This is a genomic window from Rhizobium sp. ZX09, assembly GCF_017357485.1.
Taxonomy (GTDB): Bacteria; Pseudomonadota; Alphaproteobacteria; order Rhizobiales; family Rhizobiaceae; genus Agrobacterium; species Agrobacterium pusense.
In genome coordinates this window covers 2,725,660-2,737,500 of record NZ_CP031363.1, presented here as the reverse complement: position 1 = coordinate 2,737,500, position 11,841 = coordinate 2,725,660, and the positions used below count along the sequence as shown (strand labels likewise).

The following is an 11,841-nucleotide window of genomic DNA, read 5'->3' as shown; positions in this document are numbered from 1 at the left end:
CATTCCTTGATTTATTTAGAACGAAAGACTTCGTCGCCAGCAGCGCCGCCGCCCTCGTTCAGTGAGCGGACTTATAAATCCATCACCTCAAACAAGTCAACACACCTACCGTCAAAAAACTGACATTTTTGGTAAGTTTTTGAAATATATGATGATAATTAGCCATTTATGCAAAAACCCACAGAATGCGCCAAATCCCGCAAGCGTTTGCTGCGCACCGGCCATCTGCGCCTTTTAAAACGTCCGAGCCTTCCCGCGGCGACCGCCATTTTGCCGGTGGCGCATCTTCGAAAGCGGCGTGGCCGGCTGTCAAACCGTTGTGTCGTGCTTTAAAACAACAAGAAGACGCTCTTATGCTACCCTCATACCAGGCTCCTTTGCATGACCAGAACACCAGCGCCAATAAAGACCGACTTACCTGAACTTCCCGTCAGCGCTGTTCTCGCGGAAATCGCAGGTGCCTTGTCGGGGGCGAGACGTGCGGTTCTCTCGGCCCCTCCCGGGGCGGGCAAAACGACGCTGGTGCCGATTTATCTCCTACAGCAGAGGTGGCGGGGCGACGGAAAGATCATTCTTCTCGAGCCACGCCGGCTTGCAGCCCGCGCAGCGGCGGGACGCATGGCCGATCTCCTGCATGAAGATGTCGGTGACACCGTCGGATACCGCATGCGGCTCGACAATCGTATTTCATCAAAAACCCGGATCGAGGTGGTAACGGAAGGCGTATTTGCCCGGATGGTTCTGGATGATCCCGAGCTTTCCGATGTCTCGACGGTGATATTCGACGAATTTCATGAGCGCTCGCTTGACGGAGATTTCGGGCTGGCGCTGGCCCTCGATGTCCAGACCGGTTTGCGTGACGACCTGCGGATCCTCGTCATGTCCGCAACTCTCGACGTTGAACGCATCAGCGCGCTTATGGGTGGCGCTCCGGTCATTCAAAGTCTTGGAAGGACCTTTCCGATCGACATTCGTTACGAGGAACGCTGGCAGGGCATGCCGGTCGATGAAAAGGTGGCAAGGGTGATTAGGGAAGCCCATGCATCGGAAACAGGGTCCATTCTGGCCTTCTTGCCCGGACAGTCGGAAATTACCCGGACGGCTGCAAGGCTGGAAGGACATTTCCCCGACGATACGGATATCATCCCGCTTTACGGCAATCTTTCTCAGAAGGAGCAGGACGCCGCGATCAAGCCGGCAGCCTCCGGGCGACGGAAGATTGTCCTTGCAACATCGATAGCGGAGACCTCGATAACCATCGATGGTGTGAGGGTCGTGGTCGACAGCGGTCTGCAGCGGTTGCCGGTTTTCGAACCGGCGACCGGCATCACAAGGCTTGAGACCGTGCGGGCATCACGCGCCTCGGCCGATCAGCGCGCCGGCCGCGCCGGCCGAACCGAGCCCGGTGTTGCCATTCGCCTCTGGCATCAGGGGCAGACGGCAGCACTCAGTGCATTTACGCCGCCGCAAATTTTGGCGAGCGATCTTGCCGGCCTTGCGCTCGATCTTGCCCATTGGGGTGTTCATGACCCTTCGTCTCTCGCCTTTCTGGACGCGCCACCTGAGGCTGCACTCAAAGAATCGGTCGCACTCCTGAAAAATCTTGGCGCCCTTGATGAAAGCGGCGCACTGACGCCGCAGGGCCGCCTGATGCGAGGCCTCTCCCTGCCGCCGAGGCTCGCAGCGATGGTGATTGCAGTCGCAGGCGAAGGCTCGGGAAAAAAGGCGGCGATGCTTGCGGTCATGCTGACGGAACAGGGCCTGGGCGGAAATGATATCGATCTCGATGACAGACTGCGGCGCTTTCTTGCCGATAGAGGTGAAAGGGCGCAGGCGGCGCGCAAGCTGGCTTTCCGCCTTCTCGACACAGTCGGTGATATGCCGGCGGCAAACGACCTGCCGAGCGAGGCGGGACCGCTTCTGCTGCACGCATATCCGGACAGGATCGCGCTTCAGCGCGGCGCGCGCGGGCGGTATGTCATGGCGAATGGCCGCGGGGCTGAACTGGCTGAAACGGAGCGGCTGGCGGCGAGCCGAATGCTTGTTGTCGCTGACATTACGGGACGGGCCGCGCAGCCGCGCATCCTTGCGGCGGCCGGCATCGACAGGGCCGATATAGAAGAGCGTATGCCACATCTTATCGTTCAGCAGGATCAGCTGCTGTTCGACAAGGCGAGCGGACAGGCGCGGGCGCGTCGGGTAGTGCGTCTGGGCGCCATCATTCTGGACGAAACGCCCCTGCCCCGTCCCGACGGTGAGCAGGCAGCGCAAGCGCTCGCCAACGGCGTTCGGGATTTCGGCATCGGCATACTTCCTTTTTCGAAAGAGACCGCGCAATTGCGCGATCGGATCGGATTTCTGAATGCCAGCATCGGAGAGCCCTGGCCGGATGTCAGCGACGAGGCGTTGCTTTCGCGGCTGGACGAATGGTTCATCCCTTTTCAGCATGGCGTCCGGAGCCTTCAGGACATCCGGCCCGGCAGTCTTTCCGAAGGGATTCTGTCCCTGGTGCCACATGAGGTCGCCCGAGATCTCGGCAGGCTGGCGCCGACCCATTTCGAAGCGCCGACGGGCCAGCGGCATCCCATCCGCTATGACGCCAGCGAGCCGACGCTTTCCATTCGCGTGCAGGAGCTTTTCGGGCTGAAGGCGCACCCGGCCATTGCGCAGGGGCGGTTGCCGCTGCTCCTGGAATTGACGTCGCCGGCGCACAGGCCGATACAGACGACGCGTGATCTTCCCGGCTTCTGGGCGGGATCGTGGAAGGACGTGCGGGCAGATATGCGTGGTCGCTATCCGCGTCATCCGTGGCCGGAGGATCCCGCCGATGCCCTGCCGACCAGCCGTGCGAAACCGCGCGGAACGTGATGATGACAAGGGTAAAGGAGACGAAGGTGGCTGGCCATCCGATCGAAACCACCAGGCTTGGCCGCGCCAGCCGCAGGATAAGGTTGCAGACCATTGTGTGGCTTCGCTGGCTGGCGGTTGCGGGACAAACGGCGACGATCCTGCTTGTCGCCTTCGGGCTGAATTTTCCGCTGCCACTTTTGGCCTGCGGCCTTTTGATCGCGGCGCTGGCGCTCGCCAACCTTTTTCTCACGGCCCGTTTTCCCTCCACCTACCGGCTGGAGCCGTGGGAAGCGACATTGCTGCTGGCCTTTGACCTTTTGCAATTGACGGCGCTGATCTACATCACAGGCGGACTTTCCAATCCCTTCGCGCCGCTGATCTGCGTGCAGGTCATCATTGCCTTTGCCTCCCAACCGTTGAGGCATTCCCTCATTCTCCTCGGCTTTGCCGTCATCTGCTCGACGGCGATCGCCTTTTCGCCCTTTCCGGTTCCCTGGTATCCCGGTGAGGTCTTGCCGATCCAGCTTCTGCTGCATGTCGGCACCTGGGTGGCGATCATTGCCACCACGTCTTTCGCAGCTTTTTATGCCTATCGCGTTTCCCACGAAGCCAATCAGCTCGCGGATGCGCTGGCTGCGACCGAACTGGTGCTGGAACGGGAAAAACATCTTTCACAGCTCGACGGCCTGGCGGCCGCCGCAGCGCACGAGCTGGGTACGCCCCTTGCGACGATCAGCGTCGTCGCCAAGGAGATGGAGCGGGAACTTGGGGATGATGAGAAATATGGCGAGGACATAGCGCTGCTGCGCAGCCAGAGCGAAAGATGCCGCGACATTCTGCGTCGTCTCACCTCCCTGTCCGCCGACAATGAGGAGCACATGCGCCGCCTGCCGCTTTCATCGCTGATCGAGGAGGTAATGGCGCCGCATCGCGAATTCGGCATTCGTCTGGAACTGGTTGAAAAGAACAATCGCGCCGACGAGCCGGTCGGAATCCGCAATGCCGGCATCATCTACGGCCTTGGCAACCTCATTGAAAATGGCGTGGATTATGCGCGCGAAAAAGTCACCGTAACGGTGGATTACGATCATCAGAACGTCGCAGTCATCATTGAAGACGATGGGCCGGGTTATGCCCATGACGTGCTTGCCCGTATCGGCGAGCCCTATGTGACCGAACGTCACAATGACACACGTGCAGGTGGGCTCGGGCTCGGGCTCTTTATCGCCAAGACCTTGCTGGAGCGCTCCGGCGCCACCGTCGCGTTCGAAAATCGCGGCACAACCGGAACCGGCGCGCGGGTCACAATCGTCTGGCCTCGGGCGCTCATGGAGGATAAAAGAAGCCGTTGACTTTACCATTCACGCTGAAGCGGCAATAAGAACAAGAAAAGCCGATGACGTTGCCGGGAAGGCCGGAGACATGAAGACAGAAGACCAGACCTTATCCACAAGCGCGCCGGCGGACGATATCGATCCTATCGGACCTGACAAATCTCTGCTGATCGTTGATGACGATGGCCCTTTCCTGCGGCGGCTTGCCCGGGCCATGGAGACACGTGGCTTTATTGTCGACACTGCCGAGACCGTGAGCGAAGGCATCGCGCGTTCCAAGGCTGCGCCGCCGAAATATGCGGTTGTCGATCTGCGGCTTGCGGATGGCAACGGGCTGGAGGTGATCGAAGCCATCAGGCAGAACCGCGACGACACGCAGATCGTCGTTCTGACCGGCTACGGCAATATCGCCACCGCTGTTACCGCCGTAAAACTGGGGGCGCTGGACTATCTGGCCAAGCCTGCCGATGCCGACGACGTGTTCAACGCCCTGACGCAGCGCAAGGGTGAAAAGACGGAAGTGCCCGAAAACCCGATGTCAGCCGACCGGGTTCGGTGGGAGCACATTCAGCGCGTTTATGAAATGTGCGAGCGCAACGTCTCGGAAACGGCGCGGCGACTGAACATGCACCGAAGGACGCTGCAGCGTATTCTCGCGAAGCGCGCGCCCAAATAAGCGCCTATTCGCCAAAGCTGCGCCCGGTGGTCCATTCCGCCAGCATAAGCCGGGTCGCAGCGGTTCTGGAAAAATCCAGCATGACAGATTTGCGGGTCGCCGGCGGCAATTTATGTTCGGGCGCGTCGCGAAGCATGTGAGCGCCATACCCATCCGACAGTATCAATCCGCATTCCTCCGGGAATATATCGGTCGGAACTTCCGGATGGGTGGCAAAAAACAATCGATCGCAATGCAGGCGGTATTCCGGCCATTTGCGATCGACGCGGAAATCCTCGATCGAGGATTTGATCTCGATGATCCAGATTTCACCCTTGACCGACAGGCTGATCAGATCTGCCCGTCGCCCGCTTGCAAGCGGCAGTTCCGGCAAGACCGAGTGGCGCATTTCGTGCAACAGCACCTGCACGCCGCGGCGCACCAGCATCGCCTTGTCCGACTGGCGGCCGTCGATTAAGGGATTATTGTTGGTAACGGAAAGAATAGTCATGGATAAAGGCTGCTGAAGCGTTTGGCCTATTGTTGCAAAAAAGGCAATCAACCGGCAATTTTAAATGCGGTGCCGTTTCGCGGCTGCACAACGGCTTGCCAAGAGCGGCTGAATGGAAAATAACCGATTTATCCTATTAAGCCTACTCCTTCGCACAATTTGGCGAATTTTCCGCGAGAACGACATGCGCATCCGTACCCCATTGACCATACTCGGTCTGACGGCAGCACTGGCACTGGCCGGCTGCGCCGAAACTACCTCCCAATCCGCCACTCCAACATCAGGCAAGATCGCAGCCTCCGTACCGGTTGCTGATCCCGTTCCGGCGAAAGTCGAGACGGTGCAGATCTTCAATGATGTTTATGGTCCGGTGACCGATGCGGGCTATGCGCTGCCGGCCATTCCGATCAACCGTGTGAATGAGAAGTACCGTCGCCAGATCGTCGAGTTCCAGACCAACGAGCGTCCCGGCACGATCATCGTCAATACGCGCGATCGTTTCCTTTATTATATCCTCTCCGGCAACCGCGCCGTGCGTTACGGCATCGGCGTCGGCAAGGCTGGTTTCGCCTGGGCCGGTGAAGCCTATGTGGCCTGGAAGCAGGAATGGCCGATGTGGCATCCGCCAAAGGAAATGGCAGACCGCAAGCCGGAAGTGGCGAAATATGTCGAGGCCGGCATGGGCCCCGGCCTTTCCAACCCGCTCGGCGCGCGCGCCATGTATCTCTTTAACGAAAAGGGACAGGATACGCTGTTCCGTATCCACGGTTCGCCCGAATGGGCCTCGATCGGCACCGCCGCTTCTTCCGGCTGCATCCGCATGATCAACCAGGATGTGATCGATCTTTACAGCCGCGTCCGCCCAGGCCGCAGCACCAAGGTCGTCGTGATCCAGTAAGGGCCGCAACAGCAGATCAAGAAAAAGCCGCCGGGAAACGTCCCGGCGGCTTTTTTACTGGTGAAAAGGGCGGAGATTACGCCGCCTGCTTTGCCTTCAGCTCGAGGCGGCGGCGGTGCAGGACCGGTTCAGTGTAGCCGTTCGGTTGCTCCCGGCCCTTCAACACCAGTTCGACAGCAGCCTGAAAGGCTACCGATCCTTCAAAGTCGGACGCCATCGGCAGATAGGCCGGATCGCCTGCATTCTGCGCGTCGACCACAGCGGCCATGCGCTTCATGGTCTCGACGATCTGCGCCTCTGTCACGACGCCGTGGCGCAGCCAGTTCGCCATGTGCTGCGCTGAAATGCGAAGCGTCGCGCGATCCTCCATCAGACCGATATTGTTGATGTCTGGTACCTTGGAGCAGCCGACACCCTGATCGACCCAGCGCACCACGTAGCCGAGAATGCCCTGCGCATTGTTGTCGAGTTCACGCTGGACTTCTTCCGGCGTCCAGTTGGGACGCGGCGCAACCGGCACTGACAGAATGTCGGAAAGCTTTGCACGGCCGCGGCTTTTCAGCTCTTCCTGAACAGCGGCGACATCGACCTTATGATAATGCGTGGCATGCAGCGTCGCCGCCGTCGGCGACGGCACCCATGCCGTGTTGGCGCCAGCCTTCGGATGCGCAATCTTCTGCTCCAGCATCGCTGCCATCAGGTCCGGCATGGCCCACATGCCTTTGCCGATCTGCGCATGGCCGGAAAGACCGCATTCGAGCCCAATATCGACGTTCCAGTTTTCATAAGCGGCGATCCAGGCGGCCTGCTTCATGTCGCCCTTGCGGATCATCGGACCCGCTTCCATGGAGGTATGGATTTCGTCGCCGGTACGGTCGAGGAAGCCTGTATTGATGAAGACCACACGATCCTTCGCTGCGCGAATGCTTTCCTTGAGGTTAACAGTGGTGCGGCGCTCCTCATCCATGATGCCCATCTTCATGGTGTTTGGCTGCATGCCGACAAGCTCTTCGACCCGCGTGAAAATCTCGTTGGCGAAGGCCACTTCTTCCGGCCCATGCATCTTCGGCTTCACCACATACATGGAGCCGGCCCGAGAATTCTGGCGTCGCCCGGAAGGGCCGACGTCATAGAGTGCAATGAGCGCCGTGACGACAGCATCCATGATGCCCTCGGGTACTTCACGCCCATCCCGGTCAAGGATTGCCGGATTGGTCATGAGATGACCGACATTGCGCACCAGCATCAGCGACCGGCCCGGCAGCGTCAGCGCGGAGCCATTGGGCGCTGTATAATAGCGATCCGGGTTGAGGCGGCGCGTGAAAGTGTGGCCGCCCTTGGAGACCTCTTCCGCCAGGTCTCCACGCATCAGGCCGAGCCAGTTACCGTAAACCAGAACCTTGTCCTCGGCATCGACGGCGGCAACCGAATCTTCGCAATCCATGATGGTCGTCAGGGCAGATTCAAGAATGACATCAGAGATGCCCGCCCTGTCGCCCTTGCCGATTTCGGTCGAGGGATCGATCACGATTTCGGTATGCAGACCGTTCTTGCCGAGCAGGATCGTCGCGGGCTTTGCCGCTTCCCCGGTGAAACCCTTGAATTGCGTTTCGTCCTTGAGACCGGTTCCGCCATTGCTGGCAACAAGCTGCAGCAGCCCATCGACGATCTCGAAACCGGTGACATCAGACCAGCTGCCGCTCAAAAGCGGAGCGGTTTCATCGAGGAAGTTGCGCGCCCAGGCGATGACCTTTTCACCGCGCTTCGGGTTATAGGCCCTGCCCTTTTCGGCACCATCGGCATCAGAAATGGCATCCGTGCCATAGAGTGCATCGTAAAGCGAACCCCAACGGGCATTGGCGGCGTTCAGCGCATAACGGGCATTCATGACGGGAACAACGAGCTGCGGACCGGCGACGGCAGCAATTTCCGGATCGACGTTGCTGGTTTCCACCTTGAAATCAGGACCTTCCGGCAAAAGGTATCCGATTTCCCTCAGGAATGCCTCGTATGCATCGAAATCCGAGGGAGCACCGTTCTCTCGGTACCAGCCGTCGATTTTTTCCTGCAACGCATCGCGCTTGGCGAGCAGTTCACGGTTCTTCGGAGAAAGCTCGTGAACAATGGCCGAAAAGCCTTCGAAGAACGCCTCGCTGTTTAGACCCGTGCCCGGCAGGACATCTTCAGTCAAAAAGGCATAAAGCCTGTCATCGATGGAAAGGCCGAATTTATTCGTGCGGCTCACATGCGCCTCCTCTATTCTGGAAACACAGATTGGACGCGGAGGCGGGCGCTCGTCAATTGCGGCAGCCAGCCAAATATTATTTCCTTTTTGGAAACAATGCAGCGTATAGTCGCCGTTTTCTACAAAAGCGCCTGGAGATCCTTGATGCGGTCATTCACCAGCCAGCCGTAATAATTTTCCTCCGGCAACAGTGGCTGTTCCCCGCCTGCGGCGCGCTGGCGGTTCTTTTGGGCCAGAATAGCAGCGCGCTGTTGCGACCCACCGACATTATAAAGCGTGGAGGTCACGCCCGGATTCTTCGAAATGTCCATATCGGCAATCGACCGGTAATCATCGATCGATTTGCGGATAGAGGCCGCCATGAAAGCCAGCGAGCGGTCGGGGTCCATGATGGCGGTGTAGACCGCGGTGGCGTCGTTCTCATCCAACTTCTCATAACCCGACGTTCTCGCCACCATGTCGGACAGCATCAGCGCCGTCAGCGGATTTATCTGGCCGAGGCCGAAGGTCTGGCCGGCATAAAAGGGCTGGAAGAACACAGCACTGAAACGGTTGTTCGGATAGGTCACGCCATCGACGGTCTTGCCGCGGAAACTGCCATCCCATACATCTTCCCGGCAGTTCCAGAGACTGTAGGAATCTTTCTTCGACTGGCATTTGGAAAATTGCGAATGCGTCAGAAACTGCGCAATCGTTTCATCCTTATAGCCGAAACGGAAGCTGCTACCCGCGTAAGAAGCTGCCTTGACGTAATAAGACTGCAGCCGGTCATAGGCATCGACATTATAAGTGTGTTCGCCAACGATCGCGCCGATCATATGGATCGGATCAATCCCGTAACGCCCGGCCGTCGACTTGATCTTGGCGATCAGCGCCTTGTCGGAAGACAAAAGATCGATGACCTTCTGGTATTTGCGCTCAAAAGACGTGTTGGACGCCTTGGTTCTTTTGGCGGAAGCACCGGGAACGCCCGGTTGCTCGGCATTGCGATTGCCCGGCGGCACGACCGTTGCGGCCTGCACATAAGAAGACGCGGTGACGGTGAACGTCAAAGCAGCGGCAAATGCCAGAAGAGTTTTGCGCACGAGCGAATGCCTTTTCTCAAGCCTGCGGCTTCTGCCAGCGAAAGGTGCTGGAAAACCTGATCATTCCACTAAAACGGTTCCAACCGGAATGCAGCCCTTCCCATAAACAAAATGCGGGCTGAATGCGAGATGAGGCAGATAAAATAAAAGAGTGCGGCAAATATGGCCGCACTCTTCTTTCCTCGATCCCTGAAGTCTTCAGAGAATATAGCGCGAGAGGTCCGTATCGGCGGCGAGGTCGCCGACATGTTTACGGACATATTCCTGGTCGATCTTGACGGCGGAACCGCCACGATCCGGCGCGTTGAAGGAAATTTCGTCCAAAACACGCTCCATTACCGTCTGCAGACGGCGGGCACCGATATTTTCGACCGACGAGTTGAGATGAACGGCCACATCAGCCAGAGCATCGATGGCGTCGTCGGTGAAGTCGAGATCCAGTTCTTCCGTCGCCATCAGCGCCTTGTACTGGCGGATGAGGCTTGCTTCCGTCTCCGTAAGGATACGGCGGAAATCTTCCCTCGTCAGTGGCTTCAGCTCAACGCGGATCGGCAGGCGGCCCTGAAGCTCAGGCAGGAGATCCGACGGCTTCGCCACATGGAAGGCGCCCGATGCGATGAACAGGATATGGTCGGTCTTGACCGGCCCATATTTGGTCGAAACCGTCGTGCCTTCGACGAGCGGCAGCAGGTCGCGCTGCACGCCTTCGCGCGAGACGCCGGCGCCCATGCCGCCATCGCGGGCCGCAATCTTGTCGATCTCGTCAAGGAAGACGATGCCGTCATTTTCCACCGACTTGACCGCTTCGCGCTGGATCATCTCATTGTCCAGCAGCTTGTCGGATTCGTCGCGGATAAGGTCGGCATAGGATTTCGACACCGTCGTGCGCACCTTCTTGGTGCGTCCGCCCATGGCTTTGCCGAACATTTCCGACAAGTTGAGCACGCCAATATTGGCGCCCGGCATGCCCGGGATTTCGAAACCGGGCATGCCCGATCCGCTATCGGCCACCTCGATGTCAATTTCCTTGTCGTCCAATTCACCATCGCGCAGCTTCTTGCGGAAGCTCTCGCGCGTGCCCGGTGACGCGGTTGAGCCGACCAACGCGTCGAGCACGCGCTCTTCGGCGCTCTGATGCGCCTTGGCCTGCACTTCGGCGCGCTTCTTTTCGCGCACGAGGCCGATACCAATCTCGACAAGGTCACGAATGATCTGCTCGACATCGCGGCCGACATAACCGACTTCGGTGAACTTGGTGGCTTCAACCTTGATGAAAGGCGCGCCGGCCAACTTGGCGAGGCGGCGCGAGATTTCCGTCTTGCCGACACCGGTCGGCCCGATCATGAGAATATTTTTCGGCATCACTTCGTCGCGCAGGCTCTCATCGAGCTGCTGGCGACGCCAGCGATTGCGCAGCGCAATCGCGACCGCCCGTTTTGCATCGTGCTGACCGATGATGTGGCGGTCCAGTTCCGAGACGATTTCCCGGGGAGAAAAAGTGGTCATTCTGTCCTCTCGGCTTTCCTGTTCCGGCCGGCCATTCGGCCCGGCCCACAGGACCCATTGGTGAGAAATACGCTTACTCGGCGTCGAGCGTTTCCACGACGAGATTGTGATTGGTATAAACGCAGATATCGGCGGCGATATCGAGCGCCTGCCGGGCCACGTCTTCGGCCGACTTGTCGGTATCCATCATGGCGCGGGCGGCAGCGAAAGCATAATTGCCGCCGGAACCGATGGCGATTGCGCCGTGCTCGGGCTCCAGCACATCGCCATTGCCGGTAATGGCAAGCGTGGTGGATTTATCGGCGACCAGCATCATCGCTTCGAGATTGCGCAGATATTTATCCGTGCGCCAGTCTTTTGCGAGTTCCACGGCGGCGCGCATGAGCTGGCCGGGATATTGCTCGAGTTTCTTCTCGAGGCGGTCAAGCAAAGTAAAAGCATCGGCCGTCGCGCCTGCGAAACCGGCAATCACTTCACCCTTGCCGATGCGGCGAACCTTGCGGGCGTTGCCCTTCATGACGGTCTGGCCGAGGCTCACCTGCCCGTCGCCAGCCATGACGACCTTGCCGCCCTTTCTGACTGTAATGATTGTTGTCATCAAACACCTGTCTGCCCTGCCGGGCCTGGAGTTAACGGGCCGGGTTGCGGCCCTTTTCGGGTTCTATGTAAGTCTGGTTTTTGCGATTGCAATCATCGGGATCACACCCGGTTTTCCGCAGGTCAGCCAAGACGATGGAACAACTGGATATTTGTGTCC

Annotated in this window: 9 protein-coding genes; 4 read left to right on the top strand and 5 right to left on the bottom strand. The window is 58.9% G+C overall.

Going from position 1 to position 11,841, the window contains the following annotated elements:
• The first annotated feature begins 381 nt into the window (after positions 1 to 381).
• From hrpB to BTN45_RS13350, 3 genes are all read left to right on the top strand, one after another.
• A complete protein-coding gene (gene hrpB / locus BTN45_RS13360) occupies positions 382 to 2,868 on the top strand; it encodes an ATP-dependent helicase HrpB (protein WP_207588260.1) in 2,487 nt (828 codons plus the stop codon).
• Positions 2,869 to 2,894: 26 nt separating this feature from the next.
• The gene (gene actS, locus BTN45_RS13355) at positions 2,895 to 4,202 is read left to right on the top strand and encodes a two-component system sensor histidine kinase ActS (RefSeq protein ID WP_081093539.1); all 1,308 of its coding nucleotides are present in this window, start codon (positions 2,895 to 2,897) and stop codon (positions 4,200 to 4,202) included.
• Between the two features lie 70 nt (positions 4,203 to 4,272).
• Positions 4,273 to 4,860, top strand: a complete 588-nt coding sequence (locus tag BTN45_RS13350; protein WP_207588259.1) for an ActR/PrrA/RegA family redox response regulator transcription factor — start codon at positions 4,273 to 4,275, stop codon at positions 4,858 to 4,860.
• Between the two features lie 4 nt (positions 4,861 to 4,864).
• Here the strand turns inward: BTN45_RS13350 and BTN45_RS13345 are convergent, their stop codons facing one another.
• On the bottom strand, positions 4,865 to 5,350 hold the full coding sequence (locus tag BTN45_RS13345) for an MmcB family DNA repair protein (RefSeq protein WP_004444350.1): 486 nt from the start codon (positions 5,348 to 5,350) through the stop codon (positions 4,865 to 4,867).
• 184 nt (positions 5,351 to 5,534) lie between these two features.
• On the opposite strand from BTN45_RS13345, the gene BTN45_RS13340 reads away from it, so the two are divergent.
• The gene (locus tag BTN45_RS13340) at positions 5,535 to 6,248 is read left to right on the top strand and encodes a L,D-transpeptidase (protein ID WP_006700126.1); all 714 of its coding nucleotides are present in this window, start codon (positions 5,535 to 5,537) and stop codon (positions 6,246 to 6,248) included.
• 76 nt (positions 6,249 to 6,324) lie between these two features.
• On the opposite strand, the gene BTN45_RS13335 is transcribed toward BTN45_RS13340, so the two are convergent.
• The 4 genes from BTN45_RS13335 to hslV all read right to left on the bottom strand — a co-directional run bounded on the left by BTN45_RS13335 (position 6,325) and on the right by hslV (position 11,682).
• Positions 6,325 to 8,493 (bottom strand): malate synthase G, encoded by a 2,169-nt coding sequence (locus tag BTN45_RS13335; protein ID WP_207588257.1) that lies wholly within the window; start codon positions 8,491 to 8,493, stop codon positions 6,325 to 6,327.
• A 119-nt stretch (positions 8,494 to 8,612) separates the two neighbouring features.
• A complete protein-coding gene (locus tag BTN45_RS13330) occupies positions 8,613 to 9,578 on the bottom strand; it encodes a DUF1402 family protein (protein ID WP_207588256.1) in 966 nt (321 codons plus the stop codon).
• A gap of 198 nt (positions 9,579 to 9,776) precedes the next feature.
• Entirely contained in the window at positions 9,777 to 11,084 is a 1,308-nt protein-coding gene (gene hslU / locus BTN45_RS13325; RefSeq protein ID WP_004444342.1) for an ATP-dependent protease ATPase subunit HslU, read from the bottom strand.
• Positions 11,085 to 11,157: 73 nt separating this feature from the next.
• The gene (gene hslV, locus BTN45_RS13320; protein WP_004444336.1) at positions 11,158 to 11,682 is read right to left on the bottom strand and encodes an ATP-dependent protease subunit HslV; all 525 of its coding nucleotides are present in this window, start codon (positions 11,680 to 11,682) and stop codon (positions 11,158 to 11,160) included.
• Between the last annotated feature and the right edge of the window lie 159 nt (positions 11,683 to 11,841).